22 protein-coding genes are annotated in these 26,370 nt (G+C 68.3%); 10 read left to right on the forward strand and 12 right to left on the reverse strand.

Annotation, left to right across the window (positions count from 1 at the left end):
- The first annotated feature begins 197 nt into the window (after positions 1-197).
- A complete protein-coding gene (gene eccB / locus OIE12_RS24470; RefSeq protein ID WP_329138764.1) occupies positions 198-1,745 on the forward strand; it encodes a type VII secretion protein EccB in 1,548 nt (515 codons plus the stop codon).
- Between the two features lie 80 nt (positions 1,746-1,825).
- Entirely contained in the window at positions 1,826-3,112 is a 1,287-nt protein-coding gene (gene mycP, locus OIE12_RS24475) for a type VII secretion-associated serine protease mycosin (RefSeq protein WP_329138766.1), read from the forward strand.
- 93 nt (positions 3,113-3,205) lie between these two features.
- Here the strand turns inward: mycP (OIE12_RS24475) and OIE12_RS24480 are convergent, their stop codons facing one another.
- Positions 3,206-3,523: a DUF397 domain-containing protein gene (locus OIE12_RS24480; RefSeq protein ID WP_329138768.1), complete on the reverse strand. Its 318-nt coding sequence runs from the start codon at positions 3,521-3,523 to the stop codon at positions 3,206-3,208.
- Positions 3,524-3,817: 294 nt separating this feature from the next.
- On the opposite strand from OIE12_RS24480, the gene OIE12_RS24485 reads away from it, so the two are divergent.
- A complete protein-coding gene (locus tag OIE12_RS24485) occupies positions 3,818-4,156 on the forward strand; it encodes a WXG100 family type VII secretion target (protein WP_030381299.1) in 339 nt (112 codons plus the stop codon).
- Positions 4,157-4,187: 31 nt separating this feature from the next.
- Positions 4,188-4,499, forward strand: coding sequence for a WXG100 family type VII secretion target (locus OIE12_RS24490; protein ID WP_329138770.1), 312 nt, complete (start codon positions 4,188-4,190; stop codon positions 4,497-4,499).
- A 71-nt stretch (positions 4,500-4,570) separates the two neighbouring features.
- Here the strand turns inward: OIE12_RS24490 and OIE12_RS24495 are convergent, their stop codons facing one another.
- The 9 genes from OIE12_RS24495 to eccCa all read right to left on the reverse strand — a co-directional run bounded on the left by OIE12_RS24495 (position 4,571) and on the right by eccCa (position 17,523).
- A complete protein-coding gene (locus OIE12_RS24495; RefSeq protein WP_329138772.1) occupies positions 4,571-5,617 on the reverse strand; it encodes a hypothetical protein in 1,047 nt (348 codons plus the stop codon).
- Positions 5,618-5,858: 241 nt separating this feature from the next.
- Positions 5,859-6,485 (reverse strand): hypothetical protein, encoded by a 627-nt coding sequence (locus tag OIE12_RS24500; protein WP_329138774.1) that lies wholly within the window; start codon positions 6,483-6,485, stop codon positions 5,859-5,861.
- Between the two features lie 36 nt (positions 6,486-6,521).
- A complete protein-coding gene (locus OIE12_RS24505) occupies positions 6,522-7,175 on the reverse strand; it encodes a hypothetical protein (RefSeq protein ID WP_329138776.1) in 654 nt (217 codons plus the stop codon).
- On the reverse strand, positions 7,175-9,499 hold the full coding sequence (locus OIE12_RS24510; protein WP_329138778.1) for a hypothetical protein: 2,325 nt from the start codon (positions 9,497-9,499) through the stop codon (positions 7,175-7,177). The genes OIE12_RS24505 and OIE12_RS24510 overlap by 1 nt, the downstream gene beginning before the upstream one ends.
- Positions 9,500-9,509: 10 nt before the next feature.
- Positions 9,510-9,944: a hypothetical protein gene (locus tag OIE12_RS24515; protein WP_329138780.1), complete on the reverse strand. Its 435-nt coding sequence runs from the start codon at positions 9,942-9,944 to the stop codon at positions 9,510-9,512.
- A 51-nt stretch (positions 9,945-9,995) separates the two neighbouring features.
- A complete protein-coding gene (gene mycP / locus OIE12_RS24520; RefSeq protein WP_329138782.1) occupies positions 9,996-11,417 on the reverse strand; it encodes a type VII secretion-associated serine protease mycosin in 1,422 nt (473 codons plus the stop codon).
- A 32-nt stretch (positions 11,418-11,449) separates the two neighbouring features.
- Positions 11,450-12,994 carry a WXG100 family type VII secretion target gene (locus tag OIE12_RS24525; protein ID WP_329138784.1) on the reverse strand — a complete coding sequence of 515 codons (1,545 nt, stop codon included), beginning with the start codon at positions 12,992-12,994 and terminating at the stop codon, positions 11,450-11,452.
- A complete protein-coding gene (locus tag OIE12_RS24530) occupies positions 12,994-13,497 on the reverse strand; it encodes a hypothetical protein (protein ID WP_329138786.1) in 504 nt (167 codons plus the stop codon). The genes OIE12_RS24525 and OIE12_RS24530 overlap by 1 nt, the downstream gene beginning before the upstream one ends.
- 69 nt (positions 13,498-13,566) lie before the next feature.
- Positions 13,567-17,523, reverse strand: coding sequence for a type VII secretion protein EccCa (eccCa, locus tag OIE12_RS24535; RefSeq protein WP_329138787.1), 3,957 nt, complete (start codon positions 17,521-17,523; stop codon positions 13,567-13,569).
- A 162-nt stretch (positions 17,524-17,685) separates the two neighbouring features.
- On the opposite strand from eccCa, the gene eccD reads away from it, so the two are divergent.
- From eccD to OIE12_RS24565, 6 genes are all read left to right on the forward strand, one after another.
- The gene (eccD, locus tag OIE12_RS24540; RefSeq protein WP_329138789.1) at positions 17,686-19,155 is read left to right on the forward strand and encodes a type VII secretion integral membrane protein EccD; all 1,470 of its coding nucleotides are present in this window, start codon (positions 17,686-17,688) and stop codon (positions 19,153-19,155) included.
- Between the two features lie 219 nt (positions 19,156-19,374).
- Entirely contained in the window at positions 19,375-19,662 is a 288-nt protein-coding gene (gene rpsO / locus OIE12_RS24545) for a 30S ribosomal protein S15 (RefSeq protein WP_030381290.1), read from the forward strand.
- A gap of 393 nt (positions 19,663-20,055) precedes the next feature.
- A complete protein-coding gene (locus OIE12_RS24550) occupies positions 20,056-22,272 on the forward strand; it encodes a polyribonucleotide nucleotidyltransferase (protein ID WP_030381289.1) in 2,217 nt (738 codons plus the stop codon).
- Positions 22,269-23,648: a M16 family metallopeptidase gene (locus OIE12_RS24555; protein ID WP_329138793.1), complete on the forward strand. Its 1,380-nt coding sequence runs from the start codon at positions 22,269-22,271 to the stop codon at positions 23,646-23,648. Before OIE12_RS24550 ends, OIE12_RS24555 begins: the two co-directional genes overlap by 4 nt.
- A 64-nt stretch (positions 23,649-23,712) precedes the next feature.
- A complete protein-coding gene (gene dapB / locus OIE12_RS24560) occupies positions 23,713-24,465 on the forward strand; it encodes a 4-hydroxy-tetrahydrodipicolinate reductase (RefSeq protein WP_329138795.1) in 753 nt (250 codons plus the stop codon).
- An 86-nt stretch (positions 24,466-24,551) separates the two neighbouring features.
- Entirely contained in the window at positions 24,552-25,052 is a 501-nt protein-coding gene (locus tag OIE12_RS24565; protein ID WP_329138797.1) for a tetratricopeptide repeat protein, read from the forward strand.
- Between the two features lie 47 nt (positions 25,053-25,099).
- Here OIE12_RS24565 and OIE12_RS24570 read toward each other — a convergent pair whose 3' ends face one another.
- Both OIE12_RS24570 and OIE12_RS24575 read right to left on the reverse strand, forming a co-directional pair.
- Positions 25,100-25,660: a PH domain-containing protein gene (locus tag OIE12_RS24570; RefSeq protein ID WP_329138800.1), complete on the reverse strand. Its 561-nt coding sequence runs from the start codon at positions 25,658-25,660 to the stop codon at positions 25,100-25,102.
- 118 nt (positions 25,661-25,778) lie between these two features.
- Positions 25,779-26,018, reverse strand: a complete 240-nt coding sequence (locus OIE12_RS24575) for a hypothetical protein (protein WP_329138802.1) — start codon at positions 26,016-26,018, stop codon at positions 25,779-25,781.
- Between the last annotated feature and the right edge of the window lie 352 nt (positions 26,019-26,370).

A 26,370-nucleotide genomic window follows, 5' to 3' on the forward strand; every position in this document is an offset into this window, starting at 1 on the left:
ACCGTATTCCCCCGTCCTGCCCCTGCCCTGCTCACCACCGGGCGGTACGGACACCGCACTTGGACCCCGGAAAGGCCCAGGTACCCTACCCGCTCCACCAGTCCCCACGGACACCATGCATAGTAGGGGGCGGGTCTGACATCGCAGGGCGGGGGCGGGTTCCCGCGGGTGCGACAACGGGGGAGAAACAGGCACTCATGGCATCACGGCGGGACGAACTCAACGCCTACACGTTCGCGAAGAGGCGTACCCTCGCCGCCTTCCTCCAACCCTCGCCGTCCGGCTCGGAGGAAGGGGCGCCCAGGCCGCTGCGCGCGGTGGTGCCGAGCCTGGTCGCAGGCGCGCTGACGCTGGCCGTCTTCGGCGCCTGGGGGATGTTCCAGCCCACCGCGCCCTCCGACTGGGACAAGCCCGGCACCCGCGTCATCGTCGGCAAGCAGTCCACGACCCGTTACGTCGTCCTCAAGACCGGGAAGACCACCCGGCTGCACCCGGTCCTCAACCTCGCCTCCGCACGCCTGCTGATGAACGGCGCCGACTACGAGGTCATCCAGGTCGGCGACAAGATCCTCGACTCGGGCAAGCTGCCGCGCGGCCCCATCCTCGGCATCCCCTACGCTCCGGACCGGCTGCCGTCGGCCGACGAGGCGGGCCGGGACAAGCGCTGGGCGGTCTGCGAACAGCCCGGCGGCAAGGGCGAGACCGTCCAGCAGGCGACGTTCGTCCTGGCGCAGCGGGACGCGGACACGATGGACGACGCACACCGTCTCTCCGGCGGCGACGTCCTCTACGTCCGCACCCGCGCCGGCGACCGTTACCTCGTCGACGCGCACGGGACGTCCTACGCCGTCACGGGGAAGGAGTCCGCCGCGTTGACGACCGCGCTCGTCGGCACCCGCGCGCCGCAACTCGTCAGCAAGGAATGGCTCGCCACCCTCCACGAGGGCGACGACATCCGGTTCCCGCAGCTGCCGGCCGGCGTCGGCACGCCCGCGCGCGTGCCGGGCGGGCTGTCGGACGCGGAGAACAGGGTCGGCATGGTCCTCAGGGCCGAGACCGGCGAGGGCACCAAGTACTACGTCGTGCTGCCCGGCGAGGTGCGCCCGGTCAGCGAGTTCACCGCCTGGCTGCTCATCTCCTCGCCCCAGACGACCGTGCTGAACATGAACGGCCAGGCGCGCACGGTGGGACTGCAGGACTTCACCGCCGCCCCCGAACCGTTCGCCGGGCAGCCCGCGAACTGGCCCCGCGAGCGGGCCCGGCAGGTCAACTCCGTCTCCGCGGCGTCCACGGACTCCGGTTCGAGTCGCGCGGGCCGCGACACGGTGTGCAGCGTGCTGCGCGACGTCGGCGAGGACAACACCACCACGCTGAGCACCTGGGCCGGCCCCGGCTACCCGCTGGAGAACACCGCCGACGGCACCAGCACTTACGTCACCCCCGGCACCGGTCTGCTCTACACCCAGTTCCAGGGCACCGAGACCGGCGCCGGCGCCCTCTTCCTGATCACCGACACGGGCCTGCGGTACGCCGTCCAGGCCAACGGCGACAGCGACAGCCGTACGTCGAGGATCGGCGCGGACGGCAAGAAGAGCTCCGACGGCACCCCCGAGCCCAGCGAGGCCCAGGTCAAGCTCGGCTACGAGAACGTCCGGCCCGCCAAGGTGCCCGCCGCCTGGTCGGAGCTGCTGGCGAAGGGGCCCCGGCTGGACACCAACAGCGCGCGGCAGCCGCAGGGCTCGTGAGCCGTCCCGTCCGGGGGACGGCCACGAGGAACGGACACGAGGAAGCACCGGAAGCACGAGGAAGAAGGAGCGCCGTGGGAGTGCTGCCGACGAGGGCGGCTCCGGTGACCGCCGCCGTACTGCCGACGAGGGCGGCCCTGCTGACCGCCGCCGTGCTGCTGACCGGCCTGGGCACCGGCACCGTCCCGCAGGCGGCCCTTGATCCGCAGGCGGCGTCCGTCCCGCGGACGGTTCCCGTCCGGCTGGACGGGAACGGCGCATGTACGTTCCCCGCAAAGCAGATCAAGGGAACCCCCTGGTTCCTCCAGCGCGTGCTGCTCGACCAGCTGTGGCAGGGCACCGAAAAGGGCAAGGGCGTCCGCGTGGCCGTCATCGACACCGGTGTGGACGACAAGAACCCGCAGCTCGCACCGGTCGTCGACGAGGCGGCCGGCCGCGACTACCTGGGCGGGAAGAAGGGCGGCGACCCGACCGACGACGAGGTGGGCCACGGCACGAAGGTCGCCGGCATCATCGCGGCCCGCCCCCGCGAGGGCACGGGCTTCGTCGGTCTCGCGCCCAACGCCACCATCATCCCCATCCGGCAGAACGACGCCGACAGCAGCGGCGATTCGGACACCATGGCGCAGGCGATCAGCTACGCCGTCTCCCAAGGCGCCGACGTCATCAACATCTCGCAGGACACCACCAAGCCGCTCTCGGCCACCTCCGACCTGGCGCGGGCGGTGCGCGAGGCGATCGGCAAGGGCGTCGTCGTGGTCGCGTCGGCGGGCAACGACGGCCTGGACGGCAAGACGAAGGCCACCTATCCGGCCGCCTTCGAGGGCGTCCTGGCCGTGGCCTCCTCCGACCGGAACAACGAACGCGCGTCCTTCTCGCAGGCGGGTTCGTTCGTCGGCGTGGCCGCGCCCGGCGTGGACATCGTCTCCACCGTCCCCGGCGGCGGCCAGTGCGCCGACAACGGCACCAGCTTCTCCGCCCCGTTCGTCGCGGGCGTCGCCGCACTCCTGAAGGAGAAGCACCCCGACTGGGCCCCGGCCCAGATCATCACCCAGATCGAACAGACGGCCGAGCGTGTCGTCAACGGTCACGACAACTTCGTCGGCTGGGGCGTCGTCGACCCCGTCCGCGCCGTCCAGGAGTCGGACCTGACCGATCCGCCGTCCACCCCGTCCCCCGATTCCGGCCCCACCGGCCGGCCCGCCCCCGACGTGGCACCGTTCTCCCTCGCGGAGACCCCCGAGGAGCGCGACCGGCGGTACGCCGTCTACGCCGTCGGCGCGACCGTCGTCATGGCGACGCTCATCACCGGGTCGGCGGTCGTCGCGCGGGACGTACGGCGACGCCGGAGGCACCCATCAGGGTGAGGCGGGCATGCCGACGCTGGAGGAACACCTTCGGGTGAGGCCGGCACGCTGAGACGGGAGGAACACCTTGGGTGAGGTGGCCCCGCCGACGCGTCACCGCGCCGCCGGCTCGTCCCCCTGCGCCGCCGCGAGCCCGCCGTTGTGCGCCGCGGGCTCCAGGTCGAACTCGCCGTCCCGCGCGCCGAGGACGAAGGCCCGCCATTCGGCCTCCGTGTACCGCAGCACGGTCTCGGGGTCGAGCGAGGACCGCATGGCCACGGCACCGTCGGGCAGATAGGCGATCTCGACGCGCTCCTCGTGCTCCTCGGCACCGGGTGCGCAGTGCCACTCGACGCCGGAGATGTCGAGGGCGTACAGCTCGTCCCGCTCGCGCTCCTTGCGCGCCTTGATCTCCTCAGCTGTCTCAGTCATGCCGCAGCGACCCCTTCCGCGTGGTGAACACCGTGCCGGTCACAGTACTGGTCACGGTACTGGCCGAAGGAACTCCCCTGTCCCGTCTTTGCAGTTGGAAGGACCATGTCCAGTGACTAGAGTGGCTGCGGATATCACACGTGTGGTATCGCACGGGGGCGGTGCGACGCTGCGACCGCGCGTCGCGCGGGACGTGGCATGTCTTGCCCGCCAGGAGAGCCGGGCTCACGAGTTCCGGCGAACCCGTCGCGGTGGTGAAGGTCGCCGCCGCTGCAAGAGGGAGGGCAAGAACGTATGGCTTCGGGCGTTGATCTCAGCGCACACGCGCTCACGGGACTGGCCAATGACATCCGTGACTTCCACCACCAGGTCAGCGAGCGGGTCACCTCGCTCAACCGCGTGGTGGACATGATCCAGGCCGGCTGGAAGGGAGCGGCGGGCAAGGAGTTCGACACCGTCCAGCAGGGTGTGAACAGGAACCTCAAGAAGCTCCAGGACGACCTGGTCGACCTGGAGGAGGCGATGCGGGCGAGCGTCGGCGGCTTCACCGACCAGGAGCAGGAGCGCATCTCCCACATCCGGAAGGTGGACAACTCCTACCAGGTCACCAGCCGCATCACGGACCTCGCCTGACCCGCCCGCCCTTCACGAGGAGAGACGCACCATGAGCTTCGACGCCGACCGCACAGCGGTCAACTACGACACGGTCACCCAGGCCGCCGTCGACGTCCGCAACACGGCCAAGAACCTGTCCGAGCAGCTCGAATCCCTCATGCGCCGGGTCAAGGCAGTGGCCGAGACCTGGGAGGGCGAGGCGAAGACGGCCTACATCGAGATCCAGCGGGACAGCGGCGAGCAGATGGACCAGATGTCCCAGAAGCTGGCCCGCATCGCCCAGCTGCTCGACGAGTCGGTCATCGGCTACCAGGACACGGACAAGGGCAACGCGGCCCGCTTCCGCATGCTGATGGGCTGAACGGACCGCAGCCGTACGACAGGGGAGGCCGCCGCCGGCGGCCTCCCTCCACCGGTCGTTCCACAGACACCTCAAGGCAGTACGGGCGTCCCGCAGTGCTGCCGCGCGGCGGACCGCGTGGCGAACCGCTTGAGGTCCGCGTGCTCCCGCCCCGTCAGCGGCCGGGACACGAAACTGCGGTTTGATCCCCGGGCGGGCGTGGCGGTGTACAGCGCGGTGCCCTGCGCGCCCGCACAAGTGGCTGTCGCCCAGACGACGAGCCCTTCGCCCCCGGCCGGCTCATCGAAACCGGCATAGGGGCCACGCCCGTTGACATGATCGACGTTGCCGAACGGTCCGTAGGCGGCGGTGAGCCGCAGAGCGTTCCCGAGCAGGCAGGCCTCGACGGGCGACGTACGCGCAGGCGTCTCGGTCACGGTGGCCTGGGACCCCGTGCCGGCGCACGTGCCCCGCGCCTGGCTGACGCGGACTCGGGAGACGACCGAAGTACCCTCGGCACGCTCGATGCGACTGCCGGGGGCGGCATCGCACTCGGCCTTCCCGGCCGCCTTCGCGGCGGTCCGGGTGGCGATCCGCGCGAACCGCGCCCGCTCCGCGCCGTCGATGCCGTCGACAGACGCATCGAGACTCACCAGGACCCCGCTGCCCCGTTCGGGCCCCCAGTTCTCGCAGTCCAACAGGACGGAGACAGTTACCCGGCCGTCCTCTTCAGTGAGGTAACCCGACCACCCCTGCCCGAGCGGAACAGGCAGGGCGCTGCCGTTCTCGTCCTCGGCGGAGGCGTTGTCACTGAGGAACGGCTTGTCGTTGTCCGCGGAGGTTTCGACGGCGACGACGATGCCGTTGGCCCGACAGGTCACCGGCAGCCCCTCGGGCTCCCTCACCGAGGCCGAACCGTCGAACGGATGGCTGCTCAGCTCCAGATCCCGCCCACCGAAGCGAGAGGTGACCCCGGTGGCGGCGAGCATGTCATCGACGGGCAACAGCCCACCGCATGCCCTGCCGAGCCGGGCGGCCGGCGCGAAATGCTCGTACCAGGCGTAACCGCCACCCAGCAGAGTGAGCACAACGACCAGCACGATCCCATGAACCCCACGGAACCTGATCCGCGCCTTCAACACGCCCCCTTACCCACATCCGTTATCAGCACATGGGCGGGGAGGTGGACCCCGGCTGACCACAACGCACTTTCATCCTCGTGGCGCGGTGCCAGCACCCTCGGGAGGACCAACAGTCCACCCTCGGCGAACAACAACCCATGCCGGGCGATGGCGGCATCCGACGGCTCATGCGCTACGAGATCCGGATACACCCAGGCTGAGAAGCGGCAGTGGAGCCGCCATCCGCCGACCACTGCGGTCAATCCTTGTCCATAGGAAAAGGCTTCATGGTCTCAGGCGCCGGAAAATCGATGGCATTGGCGCACTTGAGAAGCTTCACCATCTTCTCGGAGGAACGGAACAGGACGCGAAATCTTGTGTCCACAGAGAGGTCCAGCTCGTTGTTCATTTCCCCGGTCACGGTGAGCGAGTCTTCCCTGCCCTTCACCTTGCAGTGAAAGTAGACGCTCGCACTCCCCGACTCGGTCGTGGCCTGCATGTCGCTACCCAACTTATAGGCCCTGCAGCCGCTGAAGCTCCGCTCCTCATGCTCAGGGAAGAGACTTCTCTGGCCGGGGCTGAACTCTATCGACAGTCCCTTCCCACCGCCGACGGGAGCGTCACGGATGGCGACTTCGCAGACGTAGGCTGCATGATCTTCTTCGAGGATGGTTTTTGCGGCCAAGGCATACGGCTCCGATTTGGAGACGTCGTGCAGGCGACTGAAACGTTCGTTTTCACTCGCCTCCTTGATCGTGGCGGAGTCCAAAACCCCACCGCATGCCTTCTTGAGTGCATCGGCCCCGTTATCCGGATCGCTACCGCATGCAGCGCACACCAGGGTAAGAAGAGCCGCTGCTGCCAGGGTGCCGCGATGCCGGTCCACCGGCGTCCTCCGTGTTGGCGGTGTCGATGTGACTTTTCACTTCCCTGCGTAGACGCCCGAGACGGCCTGGGGCGGTTGCTTCGAAAGCCCGGCACCGTCGCAGCCCAAGTCTTTGGCAACCTGGCGTGCCGCAGCGTTCATGACGACCATTTGCTGGTCGGCTGCTTCCTTCCCGTCTATATCAAGCTTGTTCTCCCGTTCAAGACTCCCATTGATAATCAAACTCTTGCTTGGGTTTTGCATGCGGCAGTGGAAGTAAATGGATGCGAGCCGATTCGAAGCCATGGCCGACGCGCCGGTGCCATAGAAGGTGAAGGTCTTCTCATTCTCCGAAGAGGCCTTACTGACGGTTGATGCTTCTCGAAAATATATTGAGAGGATGCTAGTCTCGCCGTCAGCTGACTTGAGGACACACAGCGGCGACCCCTGTAGTTCCTGCGCACTGTCCGTCTTTCCGTCAGCGGCGCGAAGGGAGGCAAGTGTCTGTTTACGCTTGGAACCGCCTTCCGAGAAGCGGTCCGTGCCGCTGATCCGGGAGAGCGCGGTCGCTGTATCAGAGTCTTTGGCGAAGTGGCCACATACCTCCTTGCTGTTCGCTGCTGCAGAATGTTCGTCCTTCTCTGAGCCGCACCCTGCCACCGCAGCAGCGATGACCGTCGCGACTACAACAGCCCTCTTCAACGTGTGCATCAGTCATCTGCCTTGTATGGGTCGGGGAGATTGTCCTCGCGCGCCTGGAGTCGTGCATTCTTTACGTAGTTCGTCAGATCTTCCTGGATGAAGTTGCTGTTCTTCTCGCTCCAGCCCGGAGCCTGTGCGTACGCAGTGGCGGGCTGCAACGCGTTGGCTTTCCCCTTGTTCAAGGATTCCTCCTTGAGATCGTCGTACGGCTTTTTATATTCGTCGTCATCTTTTTCGGTGTAATCCTCGGAAATGTCATCAGACAACATCCCCAGGCCGCCGACGACGGCACTCCCTACGGTATCTGCTATCACCGGGACCACAGGGCTGGCCACGCCGTCGGTCGCAATCGCGATGCCGCCGCCCACCACGGCTTCCGTCCCGAATTTGATCCATTCCGTTGTCCTCGCGATGTTCTTCTGGCGCTCTTTGGATCCTTCTTCGTAATCTTGCTCGATTTGCCCAATTCGTGAATTATCCAGGATGCCGTGCGTTTCGGAACCGACTCGCATTACAGTGTGAGCATCTGTGAGGTCGGTGGGTTTGATCTCCTGTGATCCTGGCTCCGGACCAACTATGCCCAAGGTATTTGCAGTGTAGACGGACTGGGCCGCAGAGAGTTGCGAGTGACCTTCTTCGCTCTGTGAGACAATGCTCAGGAAATTGACGGAATCGCCGCGATTGAAGAGCAGATTGTCGTCGTAATCAGAGCCGAATCGTGAATGTCCATCGGTCAGGTTAGCGCCGAACGGGGAGTTGCTCACCTCCCTCATCGAGTCGTTGTCGTCCTGCTCAAGTGACCGGTTAAATTCGTCGATGTAAGCGGTTCCGATGTTGGCCAGGCTGTCCGAAATTCCTTGCTCGTGCGCGTATTTCGGATCGCTGCCGTAGAATTCGACAACTTTCTGCATGACCTTGGCGTTGTCTGGCGAGCGTACGTCCTTGAAGTCCTGTGCCGAAGCGTCGTAGGAGCGTCCAGTGGTGGCGGACTCAAGCGCGTGACCAAGGCTGTCATACCCGTATTTATTACTGTAGCCGTCCTTGTACGCGTCCTTAGGCCAATCACGTTCTTTGGTGAAATATTTGAACGCATCGAACTTCTTGTTGTCCGAATGGTTGTCCGGCGTAAGGTCGATGTCACTATTGAAGAACTTTGTGGAGGCGTCGGCGTTGTGACCCAACGCCTCCATGAACCCCGCCATGGGATCGCGCCCTAGGTCCTTGCCGTCCCAGTTGAGCCGCGGTGGGCTGCTCAAGCCGGCATTCCATACTTGGTTGGCCCCCAGCGAACCATTGCGGGTCATCTTATTCTCTGTGACCGTTACTGCATTTCCGTAGTCGTTGAGAAATTTCGTGTCGTACGACCCGTAGCGCATGAGGTTGCTCATCACTTGGAAGCCGTAGGCAGAAGTGCCGCGAGTCCGGACCACATCATCTCCGGACTTGATGATATCGGTCTTCCACTGCTCCATCGCAGGGCTGTGCGAGTGAGTGGCTGCGGCCAGGGTCAAACTCCAGTTCTTCTGCAGCTCCTTGATTTCATTGGGGTGATCCATAGCGAGGCGTGACGCATCACTGAAATCGCCCATGTCGGCCCAATACTCAAGGCCTTCCTTGGCGCCCACTTCGAGAGCGAAGCGCTCTGCGAAATACTGATCTCCCTTGTTTTCCTTGAAGTACTTGTTGAGTCGTGCAATCTCTTCAGGCGATGCGTCGTCGCCCTTTGCCACGATTTTTGCTGCGGCTTTGGCGTCCTCGGCGTCCTGCGCCTTCGCTGCCTGTTTGAGCGAGTCATATTCGGTGCCGGAGAAGTTCTTGTCGTCCTTGCCCACGAGTTTCCGCAGAGCGCGTGCGGCTACTTCGTCGGCTTCTGTGGCCTTCTCCACGGCCTTCTTGATCTCCGCGCGGACGTGTTCAAAGTCTGCTTCCTTCGGGTCTGGCCCGTCGTAATCCTTCGACCGGCTATCTGGGCGCACCGCATAGGTGACGGTACCGTCCGAATAGATGTACAGTCCTTGAGCAGGAGCGTTTTTGACAATCGTGTTGAGCTGTTCCTTCGCCGACTTGAAATCTGTATGGGCATCGCGCAGAATGTTACGGATGCCTTCGGCCTCTTTCTTCGCGTCCTCGAACTCCCCGGCGGTCTTCTTGACGAATGGCAAGGTGATACCGGCGTTCTCGCCCTTCCAGTCGGCATTTTCCGCTTTTTTCTGAAGCCCTGTCTCGGCTTTCTCTTGGAGAACGGTAAGCTTACTTATCGTATCCGACCAATCATCCACGGCCCCTTCGAGGCTTCCTAGGCGGGCGTTGAGGAGTTGCTCGAAACTCACCATGATGAAAGCCTCACTTGAAATGCTTGTCGATCTGTTCGACGGAGAGGTTGGTCACGAGGACTTCCTCGTGCTTCTTGTGGGTGATGACCGTGTCCTCGAGGTGATTGTGAATGTGCGCGCAGGCACTGAGCAGTGCCTCGGCCTGAGACCGCCAGGTATTCCATGCCGAGGACAATGCCAAGCCAGTTTTGAAACCGTCGTCGATCAGGTCGTCATACGCCTTACCGGTTTGCGCGCCTGCGTGAAATGCATCGCGTTCGAGATCGTGGAACAATTCTTGAGCCTCATTGCCCACGGACTTCAGATCCGGCGAGGTCACCGTGTAATCCGAGTCGCCCCCGCCCCCTCCCCCTCCCCTGGAGGCGAGTTGGTTCAACTGCATGCTGCTGTGCTGGCGGGCCGCGGCACTGTTCCGAGCCTGGCCCCACATCTCATCGAACGACATGGCAGTCCTTCCGACTGGCACTGGACACTGTTCGGTCGCTTGCGCGCAGGTTCACGGGTGCTGTCCCGGTAGGCGAGGCGTTCCGTCCGTGGGTGTGCCAGGCGCATGGCCCGTGGGCGGCCCATAGGGCGGGTACTGCTGCTGGGGCTGCACGTATGGCTGATACGCCGGGGGCACTGGCGGGGCGGTCGGCGTGGTGGGAGCCGCTGCACGGTTGCGGCGCACGCGGAGAGCCGGCACGGCGACGGCGGCGCCGATCAACGCCGCGGCTGCCGCGATGCCCAGGCCGATCCACAAGGGTGCGTTTTGGCTGTCGTCCGTCTTTGAGGCTGTGGTGGTCTCTTGCTTGCCCTCGGCTTCGCCGCGGGCGGAAGCGGATCCTGACGACTCCGAGGGCTGAGAGGACGGGGATGCAGACGCTGCGGCAGCGAGCTCAGGGAGGGGGTATTTGTCGGCAGGACCCGGGTCACCGGGGCTCTCCAGGGCGATCCGGGGGCGGACCCCGCCGTAACCGACGTAGTCACTGCGCTTTTCGCCGCCCGAGGGCTTGCTGGCTGTGTTGAGCATGACGCGGAGAACCTGGTTGTTGGTCCAACTTGGGTGCTCGGACCAAATGAGGGCGGCCGAAGCCGAGGCGATGGCAGTGGCGTCACTGGTCCCTTCGGTCTCACAGATTTCACTTCCGTCGGGGCAGGCATGAATCATGTCCACACCTGGTGCGACCAGATCGACCTGCGCGCCTCGCTGCGAGAATGGGGCTATTTTTCCGTTCTCGTCGGCGGCTCCGATGCCGACTACACCTGGTGTTGCCGCCGGGTACTCCGGCAGATTGGACTTGTCCCCGTCGTTGCCGACTCCGGCGAAGAGCAGCTTGCCCTTGCTCAACGCGTACTTGACCGCGTTCTCGAGCTGGGGAGTGCTCACGTTCTTCCGCCCAGGCGAGTTGCTGGCGGCCAGAGACAGATTGATGATCTGAGCCTTTGAGTCCGCAGCGTACCGAATGGCCTCTGAGAGGGTCCGCGAGAACGCTGCACGTGCGTCGACCTGACCGAAGTCCTCTGTCGAGTAGCGCATCCGGATAGGCAGAATCTTGGTTCCGGGAGCGAGGCCGTACGAACCGTTCAGCGATCCTCGAGCCCCAGTCGCGGCGATCAGAGCAGCGATGCCCGTGCCATGACCGTCGATGTCGGTGTGCTCGTCCCCGCGTTGGCTGGAGAAGTCCGTGCCATCGAGAACCTGGCCCTTCAGATCAGCCAGAGAGTCATCGACGCCAGAGTCGATGACAGCGACCGTGACACCACGACCGGTGGTGGACTTCCACATGTCATCCGCGTGCATGGCATCGAGGTGCCACTGCCGTTCGCGAATTGAGTCGGCGTAGGCAGGAATGGCGGAGGCACCTACGAACAGCAGACCGAGAACAGCGGACACTGTTGGCAGAAGCCGGAGCGACCGCTTGCCATCGATACGCATGTGTCTTCCTCGGAGTGAAGTGGGTCGCGGACTCAGTCGACAACTGGAGGAAGAGCACGGCGGCTGTCCGGACGCCAGGTCTCTTCCTCTTCGACGAGGTAATCGGGACGTGCGCCTTCCTGCTGCTGTTCCGCGCGCGTACGGGCGGGCCGGCCCGCCGCGGGCACGCGCCCGGACACCGGACTTCGCGATGAATCAGTAGGACTCGACGATGGGCGGACGAGTCCCGAACCCCCAGCCGTGAAAGGGCGCCCGCCGCCCCGGCCGGGCCTACCGGACCGGTTACCGACGGCACCGCCCGTCTCCGATGCCAAACGGCGGCCGCCGACCAAGCCATTGCCCGGACGGGATCCTTGACCGACGGAGGAGCCCGGAGACATGCCTCGCCCCAGGGGAGCACGGTTCTGCGTGCCCTCCTTGCCGATGACCGTCCCCCGCGGAATGCCACTCGCGGCCCGACCGGGGTTGGAGCTCACCGGGCGACCTCCGGTGATGCCGGCCTCCTGCGGCAGCCGGGTGGTGCCTCCGCCGGACATCCCTGGGGTGGGTGCCTTGGGGACACCCGAGGACGATGGAACTCGTCCAGGCGAAGGCGCATTCGCGACCTGGCCGTTCCTGCCGAAAGCCGGTGGCAGGACGGTTGGTTGGTTGGGCAGGAAGACGCCACGGTGAGGCGCCCCCGCCTCGGGGGAAGCCGGAGTCGTGGTGGTGGGTTCAGAAGTCCGTGGCAGTGTCCCGACGCTGTCGATCTCGGTCGCCGCCGGTCGATGAAAGCGCGCTTGTCCGACTTCTGGCGCGCCTCCCGCAGCGACGGACTGAGGGACAGTGTGAGTGGTGCCATGTTGCGTGCCGACACTGCCTTGCCCACTTTGACCGAGAGACAGGCCGGATGCCGTCGTCGAACCGTCCGAGCCCACAGAGACGTGCCGTGCGCTGTTGTCAATCCATTGGTTCGGCTCCAGGTGATCCGCCGGCGGCGAAAACGTAGGCGGCGCCACGCTGTTCACCTGCTGCGCCGAGAACTCGTACGTCTGCGCCAGCTTCTGCATCTGCTGGATCGCCTCGCCCCGCGCCGCCTCGATGCGGTGCTGGGCGGCTGCGGCGTCCGTCTTGGCCGTGGCGGCCAGTTTCTGGGCGTCGGGGTCGTGGTGCGCGCCCGGCTGATTCGCCACGTTGATCGTCTTGTGTGCGTCCGCGAGGTCCGTCTTGGCCCGGGTGGTCTCGGAGACGTCCGGCATGGCCGCCTTCGCCTCGGCGATGGCCTGCGACACCGTGCCCATCCAGCGGGACGCCACCTCGGCGTACTGACCCAGCCGCAGCGTGGAGCTCGCCGTCTGGCCGCCCCAGTCACGGAACGCGTCGCCGCCCTCGCCCTGCCACTCCAGGCCCTTGACGTACGTCATGAGGTCGTCGCCGATCTTCGTGATCGTCGAAGCCGCCTTGGAGAGCTTGCTGGACAGGTGTGAGGCACCGGCTGTGTTCGCGGAATCGAGCAGGGCTGCGAGTTGCTCGTGCGTCATGGACTCGAAGTCCGTGCGGGCGAGCCGGGGTTCATGGTTCTTGGACTGTTCGCCCATTACCACTGCTCCTTCGTTCCCTCGGAGCCGGACGCCGCCGACTTGTCGGGCTGCTGCACGTACGGATCCCTCCCCGCCACGTAATACCTCTCCGCCTCCGCGTTGACCGCCTTCATCCGTGCCTTGATGTCCTCGTCCAGGTTCGCGTAGCCCACCCGTGACGCGTGGACCGCGAGGCCCATGCCCTCGATCTGGGCGCTGAGGGCCTTGGAAAGGTTCTCCAACTCGTCGTGGACGAGGGTGTACGAGTCGTAGAGGAACTGTGCTTCCTTGAACTCGGCGGAGCCGAGCTGCGCACGTGGCAGGCGGTCGTCGCCGACCTTGCCGGGGGCCGCCTCCGACGTGTCCAGCTCGACGAGCAGTGCGTCGACCCGCTTCTTGAAGTCCTTCATCGCGCTGTGCTGGATGTCCAGCGCCAGCTGCGGATTCACCCCGGCCAGGGTGTCGAAGGACCGGCCCGTGTCCGGAACGTCCCCCGCGCCGCCGCCCCCGTGCGAAGTCACCTCTGCTGCCTCCCCGTTCACCCCGTCCGCCCCGTCCACTCGCACAGAGCGACGACTCGATCAGTCACTCTAGTGGCGTTGCTGGAGCAACCCCACCTGGATCAGCGACGTACCGCGCTTGCGCGACACGAACACGCCACGTCCCGGCGGCATCGGGCGCGCCCGGACCGTGCTCAGGATGTCGCCCTCACTCGGGTCGCCCGAAAGGACCACCCCCTGCGCGCCCAGCTCCTTCACCCGCTGCATGAAGGGCTCGTACATCGCCCGTGAGGCGCCGGCGGCACTGCGGGCGATGATGAACTTCACGCCCACGTCACGGGCGAAGGGCAGATGCTCGACCAGCTGGGCCAGCGGATTGCCCGAGCCCGTGGCCACCAGTTCGTAGTCGTCGACGAGGACGAACAGCTGCGGCCCGCTCCACCAGCTGCGGTCGCGCAGCTGCTGCGGCGTGATGTCCGGCTTCGGCGTCCGCATCTCCATGAACTGGTTGATCGCGTCCATGTGAACCTGCATCGCCGATGCCATCGGCGCGTACTCCAGCAGGTGCTCCTCCGACACCGCCTCCAGCATGGTGCGCCGGTAGTCGCCGACGACGATGCGCGCCTCGGCCGGCGTGTAGCGCTCGGCGATCTGCTTCGCGATCAGGCGCAGCAGATTCGTCTTGCCCGACTCGCTCTCACCGAAGACGAGGAAGAACGGATCGGTGTCGAGATCGACGAAGACCGGCTCAAGGCTCGCCTCGTCGATGCCGATCGCGATGCCGTGCTGCGGGAACTCGAAGCCCTTGGGCAGCTGGTCGGCCGGGAGCCGGCGCGGCAGCAGCCGGACCGTCGGAGCCGCGGGGCCCTGCCAGCCGCCCCGCACCGCTTCGACGAGCCGTGCCGTCGCCTCGGACAGATCCTCCGCGGAAGGCGTCGAGTCGATGCGCGGCAGTGCCGACATGAAGTGCAGCTTCTCCGGCACCTGACCGCGTCCGGGCACGCCCGCCGGCACGTTCATGGCGACCTTGCGGTCGAACTCGGAGTCCATCGCGTCGCCCAGGCGCAGTTCCAGCCGGCCCAGCATCTGGTCCTTCAGGGCCGCCCGGACCTCCATGTAGCGCGAGGCCGAGACGACGACGTGGACCCCGTAGCCGAGGCCCCGCCCCGCGATGTCGTTGACGACGCCCTCGAGGCCCTCGTACTCGGTCTTGAAGTTGCCCCAGCCGTCGATGACCAGGAAGACGTCGCCCCAGGCCTCGCCGGGCAGGTCGCCCGCGGCGCGACGTCTGCGGTAGGTCGTGACGGAGTCGATGCCGTGGCTGCGGAAGAACTGCTCGCGACGGTTGAGGACACCCGCCACCTCCGCGACCGCGCGGCGCACCCGCTCGGGATCCAGCCGGGAGGCCACCCCGCCCACGTGCGGGAGGTCCGCCAGCGCCGCCAGACCGCCACCGCCGAAGTCCAGGCAGTAGAACTGCACTTCGTGCGGCGTGTGCGTGAGCGCGAAGGACGTGACCAGCGTGCGCAGCAGGGTGGACTTGCCGGACTGCGGACCGCCCACCACCATCATGTGGCCGGCCGCCCCCGAGAAGTCCCGGTACAGCACCTCACGCTTCTGCTCGAACGGTTTGTCGATCAGACCCAGCGGCACGGCCAGTCCGCCCGGCCGCGAGTACTCCGGCGCCTGCAGACCGCGCTCCGGGGAGACCGCCAGTGCCGGCAGCAACTGGTCCAGCGTGGGCGCCCGGTCCAGCGGGGGCAGCCACACCTGGTGCGCGGGCACGCCCTGGCCCTCCAGCCGCCGTACGACCACGTCCAGCACCGTGTCGGCCAGCGCGTCGTCCTCCGCGCGCGCGGCCGGCGTCCGTGCGGGTTCCGGCGCCGGGTGGGCGACGGGCACGGCGGACGCAGTGAAGAGCACCGGCCGGCGCTCGGCGGGCGCGCTGCCCCGGGAGGCTTCGGGTCCGCCCGACCGGTATGTCCCCGACACGTACGCCGCCTTGAAGCGCACCATCTCGTCCGTGCCGAACTTGAGGTACCCCGAGCCGGGCACGGACGGCAGGTGGTAGGCGTCGGGCACGCCGAGGGCCGCGCGGGACTCCGCCGCGGAGAACGTCCGCAGGCCGATCCGGTACGACAGATAGGTGTCCAGACCGCGCAGCCGGCCCTCCTCCAGACGCTGCGAGGCGAGCAGCAGATGCACACCCAGGGAACGGCCGATGCGGCCGATCTGGATGAACATGTCGATGAAGTCCGGCTTGGCGGTGAGGAGTTCGCTGAACTCGTCGATCACCAGGACGAGCGAGGCCAGCGGCTCCAGGGGAGCGCCGGCGGCGCGCGCCTTCTCGTAGTCGTGGATGTTGGCGTAGTTGCCGGCCGCGCGCAGCAGCTCCTGGCGCCGCTGCAGCTCACCCCGGATGGCGTCACCCATGCGGTCGACCTGTGTGAGGTCGTCGGCGAGGTTGGTGATGACGGCGGCGACGTGCGGCATCTGCGACATGCCGGCGAACGTGGCACCGCCCTTGAAGTCGGCGAGGACGAAGTTCAGCGTCTCCGAGGAGTGCGTGACCGCCAGGCCCAGTACCAGTGTGCGCAGCAGTTCGGACTTGCCGGAACCGGTCGCGCCCACGCACAGGCCGTGCGGGCCCATGCCGTCCTGCGCGGCCTCCTTCAGGTCCAGCATCACCGGCCGGCCGTTCTCGCCGACACCGATCGGCACCCGCAGCCGCTCCGGCAGCGAACGCGGCCGCCAGGTGCGCGTGACGTCCACCGAGGCGGCGTCGCCCAGCCCCAGCAGGTCGGTGAAGTCCAGGTTGGCCAGCAGCGGTTCGTCGTCGTTCCCGCCGCCCATACGCAGCGGCGCGAGCTGCCGCGCCAGCGCCTCGGCGGCGGGCAGCGACAGGCCGTCGGGCACGCCCTCGAAGGCGATGCCGCCACCGGAGTCCAGCCACAGCCGGTCGGGGCGTACGACGACCGAGAGGTCGCCGCGCGGCTGGTCGAGCTCGCCGGAGACGACCTCCATGATCGTCACGCCATGCAGTCCTTCGGCACCGGCGAACACCGAGGTGGGAGGCACCATGCCGCCGTCGAGGACGACGAGGATGTGCGGCTGGTCCAGCAGCGGCCCGCCGTCGCGCGCGAACCGGGGCCGGTCGGTCAGGCGGTCGGCGAGCAGCTGCTCCAGTTCGCCCAGGTCGTCACCGAACAGGCGGCGCGTGCCGGCCCCGTCGAACCGGCCCGTCAACTGGCAGTGCGGAAGCCACTTCGACCAGTCCCAGCGGGCGGCGGCCCCCGGCGAGGTGACGACGGCCACGACCAGGTCGTCGGGGGAGTGCAGGGTGACGGCCTGCGCCACCAGCGCGCGTGCCGCCGACCGGGCGCACTCCGGCTCCCCGGAGACCGTCACGTGGTAGAACGCCCGCAGCGACAGCGCCACCGGCAGCCCGTCCAACTGGCCGTGCACCGCGAGGAACCGCTGCATGGCACCGGCGCACAGCGGCTCCAGCTCGTCCACCGGCGCGGTCTGCGGGGCCACCAGGGGAGTGGCCAGCTGCTGCGGGCCCAGACCGATGCGCACCTGGCCGAAGTCGTCGTCCCGTACGCGCCGTTCCCACACGCGGCTGCCCTCGGCCACCACCGCCCACAACTGCTCCGGCGCGGGGTGCAGATACAACTGCGCGTCCCGCTGTCGCACTGCCGTTCTGCGGACCGTGCGCCGGGTCTGGGCCAGATAGCGGAGGTAGTCCCGGCGTACGTCGGCCATTTGCCCCTGCGTACCGCGGCGGTGACGGACGATCTGCGAGACCACCATCGCGGCCGTCGACACCAGCATCAGCACACCCATGATCCGCATGAACGGATGCGCGTTGGGCGAGGCGAAGTAGAACACCACCGACGAACCCATGCCGAGCGTCGGCAGGACCTGCATCAGCATGCCCTCGTGCTGCCCCCGCGGCAGCTCCGGAGGAGCCTCCAATTGCAGGTCCTCCGCGGGCACTTCGGGCGGCAGGGTACGCGGCGGGCGCTTGACGACGATCTGGCTCACCGGAGCATCAATCCCCCTTTACGGACGAACCGTGGTTCCCCCGGCACCCCCGTGGCGACGGTCGTCCTCCGCTGCGGGCGATCCTACTTGTCGGCACTGACACAACGTGCCGGTAGGGTGACGGCCGCAGCGTGCGCATCCGCGAACAGGGGGGCAGTGAAGGTGAGTACGACGACGGCCACGGGCTTCTGCAGAGTCACCGTCGTGGCGCCCGACAGCCGGATCGACGTCGCGCTGCCGGTGGACATCGCCGTCGCCGACATCTACCCGGAGATCCTCCGCCTGACCGGCCAGACCCAGCCCGTCGGCACACCCACCGGCTACCACCTGGTGCGGCGCGACGGCCGGGTCCTCGACGGCGCCCGCACCCTCGCCGACGAACGGGTGCTCGACGGAGAGGTGCTCGGCCTGCGCCCCTTCGCCGAGTCGCTCCCGCCCGCCGTCCACGACGACGTCTCCGACGCCGTGGCCTCCGCCGTCGTCCGCGACCGGCACCTGTGGAGCGAGGACCTGCTGCGGATCGCCGGCCTGACCGGCGGCGCACTGCTGTTGCTGCTGTGCGGCTTCGTCCTGTGGTACGCCGACCCGGTCCGGCACGACATGCACGGCCTGCCCGGCGTCCTCGCCGGCGGCCTCGGCGTGCTGCTGACCGCCTTCGCGGGCGTCCGGGCGCGGGTGTACGCCGACCGGGCCGCCGCCGTCGCCGTGGGCCTCGGCGCACTGCCCCTGCTGGTGATCGCGGGCTCCGGAATCGTCGCGCCGGCCGACGGCCAGGGCCCCGGCAAGCTGCAATTCCTGCTCGGCTGCGCGGTCCTGCTGGTCGCCTCGCTCGTCCTGGTCGTCCTCACCCCCGGCGGGGACGCGCCCTTCGTGGCCGCCGGCCTCCTGGCCGCGGCCGGCACCCTGGCCGCCTTCGTCGCCCTGCTCGCCGACGCCTCCGCCACCGAGGCCGCCTCGGTGTGCGCTCCGGTCGCCCTCGGCCTGGTCACCTTCCTGCCCGGCCTCTCCGCCCGCTTCGCCCGGCTGCCCATCGGCTACGCCCCTCCGCGCTCCGCGAGCCAGGACGCCTTCGACCCCGACGCCCCGCCGGCCGCGGACGCCGAACCGCTGGACGCCGAACGCATCGCCGCCCAGGCCCGCCGCGGCCACGAGATGCTCCTCGGCCTCGTCGGCGGCACCTCGGCCGTGGTGGTCGCCGCCGCGGCCGTCCTCGGTTTCTCCGACAACGTCTGGGCGCAGCTCCTCGCCCTCGCCGCCGGGCTCGCCATGCTGATCCGCGCGCGCCTGTTCCGCTACACCTCCCAGGTGACCTGCGTCCTGGCCGCCGGGCTCGGCGCGATCGCGCTGCTGCTCCTCGGCCTCGCCCTGAACCCGCCCACCGGCGCCCTCACCGAGTTCGTGCTGCACGACGACCGCGGTGCCCTCGACCTGCGCACCGCCTGGCTCACCGCGGCCGTCGCCGCCGGCGCCGCGCTGATCACGGCGATCGGCCTGATCGTCCCCCGCAAGGGGCTGTCCCCCTTCTGGGGCCGCTTCCTGGACCTCACCGAGGGCGCCGTGCTGCTCGTCCTGGTCCCGCTCTGCCTGGCGGTCCTGGGCGTGCTCTCGGACGTACGCTCGATGCTGGGCTAGGCAGCCCCGCGATCCGAACGCGGACCGGGTCCGGACGCCGCCCGGCGGAGCGGCCCCCTCGCACTGGTACTCTGGCTGACGGCCACGTGCGCCCACACCCCCCAGCCCCCCAGGGCTCCGGTGGTCGCGCTCGTCGGCCCGCCTCCCGAGTAACGGAAGCTCCCCCGAGATGCAGACCGGGGGCGCTCGGAGGCATTTCGGAGACTACGAGGAGTACACGTGTCGCTCGACGCCGCCGTGAAGAAGCAGATCATCACCGAGTTCGGTACCAAGGAGGGCGACACCGGCTCCCCCGAGGTCCAGGTCGCGCTGCTGTCCCGCCGCATCTCGGACCTGACCGAGCACCTCAAGACCCACAAGCACGACCACCACTCCCGTCGTGGTCTGCTGATCCTGGTCGGTCAGCGCCGCCGGCTGCTGCAGTACCTGGCCAAGAAGGACATCCAGCGCTTCCGTACGCTGGTCGACCGCCTCGGCATCCGCCGCGGTGCGGCGGGCGCCCGGTAGGACGCCGTGGAGGGAGCGGTTCCCGAACCGATCGGGGGCCGCTCCCTTTGCCGTACGTGCGGAAACGTGCGCGCTGTCAGTGCCGCTTTGTAGTGTGGTGGCACAACGCAATACGCACGACACGAAAACAGCACGAAAAAGCACCACCCAGCACGACCCAGCACGACACGGACACACGCAGAGCACGGCGGTGCGTACCGCACGGCACTGCGTACGGCCGAACGAGGAGAAGCGCGGCCGAGCCGCCGCCGGTCCTCGGTAGTGGCCCCCGGGCGCACGCCCCGGGTGCTTCGATCGAAGACCGGCCCGCACCGCAGGAAGCGCTTCTCCGCCCCTGTCCCCCCGCCACACGGGCGGGCCGGGACGAAAGACGAAACGTAGGAGAAAACGCTGGTGGAGAACGAGACCCACTACGCCGAGGCCGTCATCGACAACGGCTCCTTCGGCACCCGCACCATCCGCTTCGAGACCGGCCGCCTCGCCAAGCAGGCCGCCGGCTCCGCCGTGGCCTACCTGGACGACGACACCATGGTGCTGTCGGCCACCACCGCCTCGAAGAACCCCAAGGACCAGCTCGACTTCTTCCCCCTCACGGTGGACGTCGAGGAGCGGATGTACGCCGCCGGCAAGATCCCCGGCAGCTTCTTCCGCCGCGAGGGCCGGCCCTCCGAGGACGCGATCCTCACCTGCCGCCTCATCGACCGCCCGCTGCGCCCGTCCTTCAAGAAGGGCCTGCGCAACGAGATCCAGGTCGTCGAGACGATCATGGCGCTCAACCCCGACCACCTGTACGACGTCGTCGCGATCAACGCCGCGTCCGCGTCAACGCAGCTCGCCGGGCTGCCCTTCTCGGGCCCGATCGGCGGCACCCGTGTCGCGCTGATCAACAACCAGTGGGTGGCCTTCCCGACCCACACCGAGCTCGAGGACGCCGTCTTCGACATGGTGGTCGCCGGCCGCGTCCTGGAGGACGGCGACGTCGCGATCATGATGGTCGAGGCCGAGGCCACCGAGAAGACGATCCAGCTCGTCAAGGGCGGCGCCGAGGCGCCGACCGAGGAGGTCGTCGCCGCCGGCCTGGAGGCCGCGAAGCCTTTCATCAAGGTGCTCTGCAAGGCCCAGTCGGACCTCGCCGCCAAGGCCGCCAAGCCGACCGGCGAGTTCCCGATCTTCCTGGACTACCAGGACGACGTGCTCCAGGCGCTCACCGGCGCCGTCCGCCCCGAGCTCGCCCAGGCGCTCACCATCGCCGGCAAGCAGGAGCGCGAGGCCGAGCTGGACCGCGTCAAGGGTCTGGCCGCCGAGAAGCTGCTGCCCGAGTTCGAGGGCCGCGAGAAGGAGATCTCCGCCGCGTACCGCGCGCTGACCAAGTCCCTGGTCCGCGAGCGCGTCATCAAGGAGAAGAAGCGCATCGACGGCCGCGGTGTCACTGACATCCGCACCCTGGCCGCCGAGGTCGAGGCCATCCCGCGCGTGCACGGCTCGGCGCTGTTCGAGCGTGGCGAGACCCAGATCCTGGGCGTCACCACCCTCAACATGCTCCGCATGGAGCAGCAGCTCGACACCCTCTCCCCGGTGACGCGCAAGCGCTACATGCACAACTACAACTTCCCGCCGTACTCCACCGGTGAGACCGGTCGCGTCGGTTCCCCCAAGCGCCGCGAGATCGGCCACGGCGCCCTCGCCGAGCGCGCCCTGGTGCCGGTGCTCCCGGCCCGCGAGGAGTTCCCCTACGCGATCCGTCAGGTCTCCGAGGCCCTCGGCTCCAACGGCTCGACGTCCATGGGCTCGGTCTGCGCCTCCACCATGTCGCTGCTCAACGCCGGTGTGCCCCTGAAGGCCCCGGTCGCCGGCATCGCCATGGGCCTCATCTCCCAGGAGGTCGAGGGCGAGACGCACTACGTGACGCTGACCGACATCCTCGGCGCCGAGGACGCCTTCGGCGACATGGACTTCAAGGTCGCCGGCACCAAGGAGTTCGTCACCGCCCTCCAGCTCGACACCAAGCTGGACGGCATCCCGGCCTCCGTGCTGGCCGCGGCCCTCAAGCAGGCCCGCGACGCCCGCCTCCACATCCTCGACGTGATGATGGAGGCCATCGACCGGCCCGACGAGATGTCCCCGAACGCCCCGCGGATCATCACCGTCAAGATCCCGGTCGACAAGATCGGTGAGGTCATCGGCCCCAAGGGCAAGATGATCAACCAGATCCAGGAGGACACCGGCGCCGAGATCACGATCGAGGACGACGGCACCATCTACATCGGTGCCGCCGACGGCCCCTCCGCCGAGGCCGCCCGCACCACGATCAACGGCATCGCCAATCCGACGATGCCCGAGGTCGGCGAGCGTTACCTGGGCACGGTCGTGAAGACGACGACCTTCGGTGCGTTCGTCTCCCTGCTGCCCGGCAAGGACGGTCTGCTGCACATCTCGCAGATCCGCAAGCTGGCCGGCGGCAAGCGCGTGGAGAACGTCGAGGACGTGCTCGGTGTGGGCCACAAGGTCCAGGTCGAGATCGCCGAGATCGACTCCCGCGGCAAGCTCTCCCTCATCCCCGTGATCGAGGGCGAAGGCGACGACGAGAAGAAGGACGACGGCGACAAGTGACGTCCCGTGGCTCCAAGGCGACGGCCCGCACCTCCTCGGAGGCGCGGGCCGTCGCCCGTACCCAAACCCTCATCAAGGGCAGCAACGGCATCGGCACCGTCCGCAGGACCACCCTCCCGGGCGGCCTGCGCATCGTCACCGAGACGCTGCCCTCCGTACGCTCCGCCACCTTCGGCATCTGGGCCCACGTCGGCTCCCGCGACGAGACGCCCGCGCTGAACGGCGCCACCCACTACCTCGAGCACCTGCTCTTCAAGGGCACCGCCCGGCGCAGCGCCCTGGACATCTCCGCCGCGATCGACGCGGTCGGCGGCGAGATGAACGCGTTCACGGCCAAGGAGTACACGTGCTACTACGCACGCGTGCTCGACAGCGACCTCCCCCTCGCCATCGACGTCGTCTGCGACATGCTCACCGGCTCCCTGATCCGCGAGGAGGACGTCGACGTCGAACGCGGCGCGATCCTCGAGGAGATCGCGATGACCGAGGACGACCCGGGCGACTGCGTGCACGACCTCTTCGCGCACACCATGTTCGGCGACAACGCCCTCGGCCGCCCCGTCCTCGGCACGGTCGACACCGTCAACGCGCTGACCGCCGACCGGATACGCCGCTTCTACAAGAGGCACTACGACCCCACGCACCTCGTCGTCGCCTGCGCCGGCAACGTCGACCACGCCAAGGTCGTACGCCAGGTCCGCGCCGCCTTCGAACGCGTGGACGCCCTCAGCCGCCCCGACGCCGTCCCGGTGGAGCCCCGCTCCGGCCGGCGCACCCTGCGGGCCGGCGGTCGCGTGGACCTGCTCGGCCGCAAGACCGAACAGGCGCACGTCGTGCTCGGCATGCCGGGCCTGTCCCGCACCGACGACCGCCGCTGGGCACTGGGCGTGCTCAACACCGCCCTCGGCGGCGGCATGTCCTCCCGCCTCTTCCAGGAGGTCCGTGAGAAGCGCGGCCTGGCCTACAGCGTGTACTCGTACACCTCGGGCTTCGCCGACTGCGGTCTGTTCGGCGTGTACGCCGGCTGCCGGCCCAGTCAGGTGCACGACGTGCTCAAGATCTGCCGCGACGAGCTCGACCACGTCGCCGAGCACGGGCTGTCCGACGAGGAGGTCGACCGCGCCATCGGCCAGCTCCGGGGCTCCACGGTGCTCGGCCTGGAGGACACCGGCGCGCTGATGAACCGTATCGGCAAGAGCGAACTGTGCTGGGGCGACCAGATGTCCGTCGACGACATGCTGGCCCGGATCACCGAGGTCACCCCGGACGACGTCCGCGCGGTCGCCCGCGAGATCCTGGGACGGCGTCCCTCGCTGTCGGTCATAGGACCGCTCAAGGACAGGCAGGCCGCCCGGCTGCACGAGGCGGTCGCGTAACGCCTTTCCGGCAAGCCGGCAGTCGTACGTCGACACATCGGTACATCGATAAGGAAGCCAGAAGATGAGCAAGCTGCGCGTGGCGGTCCTCGGTGCCAAGGGCCGGATCGGCGCCGAGGCCGTACGGGCCGTCGAGGCCGCCGAGGATCTCGAACTGGTGGCCGCCCTCGGCCGCGGGGACGAGCTGGAGGCGCTCACCGGGGCCGGCGCCCAGGTGGCGGTCGAGCTGACCACCCCCGACTCGGTCATGGACAACCTCGACTTCTGCGTACGCCACGGCATCCACGCGGTGGTCGGCACCACGGGCTGGACCGAGGACCGCCTCGCGCGGCTGACGGGATGGCTGGACGGCTCCCCGGAGACCGGCGTGCTCATCGCGCCGAACTTCTCCATCGGGGCCGTCCTCACCATGAGGTTCGCACAGCTCGCGGCGCCCTACTTCGAGTCCGTCGAGGTCGTCGAACTGCACCACCCGAAGAAGGTCGACGCCCCCAGCGGTACGGCCACCCGCACCGCGCAGCTCATCGCCGCGGCACGCGCCAAGGCGGGCAGCGCCCCGGCGCCTGACGCCACGACGACGGCCCTGGACGGTGCGCGCGGCGCGGACGTCGACGGGGTGCCCGTGCACGCCGTACGGCTGCGCGGACTGCTCGCCCACCAGGAGGTGCTGCTCGGCGCCGAGGGGGAGACCCTCACCATCCGCCACGACTCGCTGCACCACAGCAGCTTCATGCCCGGCATCCTGCTGGGCGTCCGCCGGGTGGTGACCGCCCCGGGCCTCACCTTCGGCCTGGAGCACTTCCTGGACCTGGACTGACCCGGCGACCCACCCGAGAAACCTCCGAGAGACCCTTAGACCCCCCCAGAAACCTCGCGGAACACCCGAGAAAAGCAGCCTGCCTCATGCGTGCGAAGATCACCTATTTCGTCACGGCCGCCGTCCTGGTCGTCTACTTCGTCCTGGTCGGCAGCCGCGGGGTGCTGCTGATCGAGAACGGCACCGCCATCACCGTCACCTTCGGCGTCGCCGTACTGGTCCTGCCGGTGATCGGGCTGTGGTTCCTGTGGAAGAACACCCAGTTCGTGCGCCGGGCCAACCGGCTCGCCGCCGAGCTCGACGCGGAGGGGGGCCTCCCGGTCGACGAGCTCAAGCGCACGCCCAGCGGGCGCATCGACCGCGACTCGGCCGACGAGGTCTTCGCCCGGCGCCGGGCCGAGACCGAAGAGGCCCCGGACGACTGGCGCAGCTGGTTCCGCCTCGCCGTCGCCTACCACGACGCCCGCGACGTCCCGCGCGCCCGCAAGGCGATGCAACGCGCGATCAGCCTGCACGCCACGAACGGAACGGACGGCAGGGACGGCACGAACAGCGCGGGCAGTACCGAGGACGCTGTCGGGGCGTAGCCGGGGCATCGCCCGCCCAGCCGGGGCGCGCCCTGCTCGGCCGGGCGTCATCCGCCCAGCCGGTGCTCCTCGGCCCACGCCTCGACCGTGTCCGCCGCCCGGTCGAAGGCGTCCGGACGCGCCAGGAAGTCCGCGTCGTGCGTGGTCAGCAGCGGCACCGGCCCGTCCGTCGTACGGCCCCTGCGGACCAGCGTCAGCGCCTGGCCCTGAACCGTGCGCGGCAGACCGAGCCAGCGCACCGGCTGCTGGGCCGTGCGCACCGCGATCACCTGCTCCCACGGCACGGTGGTGGTGCGGAAGAAGCCCACCCGGCGCAGCCCGCGCCCGCTCACCCAGACGCCGATGCGCAGCAGCCGCAGCGCGCCCAGGATGACCACAAGGGCGGCACCGAGGCAGCCCACGGCGGTGGACAGCGTGCCGGTGAACGCGATGATGACCGCGGCGAAGAGGACGTACGAGGCGAGCAGCAGCAACAGTGCCGCGGCGGCGACCCGCCAGGGACCGGGCCGGTACGGACGGCGCCAGTGGTCGCGGTCCTCGTAGGGCAGAGCACGGTCGTCCGCCGCCTCGTCGAACACCCGATCGGCCGTCAGGAAGGGCAGGGGCACGTCTGTTCCTCACTCGGTCCACGCACGGAGATGCGGTGAGGCTACCGAGCGGTGCCGCCGGTCACCACCCCAGGGCGGCCGGTGGAGTGCCCCGCGGACTGCCGGAGCGCGCCGGGACTCAGCGGCCGTCGGAGGCCACGGGCTGCTGCGTCTTCGTGGTGGCGTGGTCCAGGGAGAGCGCGGGCATGCCGATGAGCAGGGCGCCGACGAGCGCGGCGACGATGGTGAGCCCCATCAGCCAGCGCCCGGCTATCTGCCCGGCGGAGGCCCGCCGCCGGGGCGGGGGAGTGACATTGCTGCGGAACCTGTCGGCTTCGGCGACGAAGGCGAACGGGACGGGCTCACGCCGGCGGAACATGGGAGGCGCCGATCCTTTCGAGGACGTGGGAACGAGGGGCGGGGTGAGAGCGATCGAACGAATCACTCTCACCGACACAGACGAACGAGTGCCTCGATTGGTGCCCGCAATCACCGTTTTCGCGGAAGTTCACGGACGTTCGCAGGACTCGCCGGGTCTGGAGGATTCGCCGGGCTTCGTCCACACCAGGAACGTACGTACGGTCAGCCTCCGGAAGTGTCCGGATTGCGGCAATTCGCGAGGTTCACTTAGCCTGAACAAACGGGCCCGGCACTGCTTGAACCCCCGAGCAGGCAGTGCCGGACCCCACCTCTGTCCCGGCTTGTCGCCTCCCCCGAGGGCAGACCACGCC

The sequence above is a fragment of the Streptomyces sp. NBC_00670 genome, assembly GCF_036226765.1.
Classification (GTDB): Bacteria; Actinomycetota; Actinomycetes; order Streptomycetales; family Streptomycetaceae; genus Streptomyces.

Bases quoted from the DNA above. Each gene is read 5' to 3' on its own strand.
- OIE12_RS24525 (WP_329138784.1), bottom strand. From the start codon at position 12,994: ATGGGCGAACAGTCCAAGAACCATGAACCCCGGCTCGCCCGCACGGAC.
- OIE12_RS24480 (WP_329138768.1), bottom strand. From the start codon at position 3,523: ATGACTGAGACAGCTGAGGAGATCAAGGCGCGCAAGGAGCGCGAGCGG.
- OIE12_RS24515 (WP_329138780.1), bottom strand. From the start codon at position 9,944: ATGTCGTTCGATGAGATGTGGGGCCAGGCTCGGAACAGTGCCGCGGCC.
- mycP (WP_329138782.1), bottom strand. From the start codon at position 11,417: ATGCGTATCGATGGCAAGCGGTCGCTCCGGCTTCTGCCAACAGTGTCC.
- OIE12_RS24575 (WP_329138802.1), bottom strand. From the start codon at position 26,018: ATGTTCCGCCGGCGTGAGCCCGTCCCGTTCGCCTTCGTCGCCGAAGCC.
- dapB (WP_329138795.1), top strand. From the start codon at position 23,713: ATGAGCAAGCTGCGCGTGGCGGTCCTCGGTGCCAAGGGCCGGATCGGC.
- eccB (WP_329138764.1), top strand. From the start codon at position 198: ATGGCATCACGGCGGGACGAACTCAACGCCTACACGTTCGCGAAGAGG.
- OIE12_RS24510 (WP_329138778.1), bottom strand. From the start codon at position 9,499: ATGGTGAGTTTCGAGCAACTCCTCAACGCCCGCCTAGGAAGCCTCGAA.
- OIE12_RS24565 (WP_329138797.1), top strand. From the start codon at position 24,552: ATGCGTGCGAAGATCACCTATTTCGTCACGGCCGCCGTCCTGGTCGTC.
- OIE12_RS24505 (WP_329138776.1), bottom strand. From the start codon at position 7,175: ATGCACACGTTGAAGAGGGCTGTTGTAGTCGCGACGGTCATCGCTGCT.
- OIE12_RS24490 (WP_329138770.1), top strand. From the start codon at position 4,188: ATGAGCTTCGACGCCGACCGCACAGCGGTCAACTACGACACGGTCACC.
- OIE12_RS24485 (WP_030381299.1), top strand. From the start codon at position 3,818: ATGGCTTCGGGCGTTGATCTCAGCGCACACGCGCTCACGGGACTGGCC.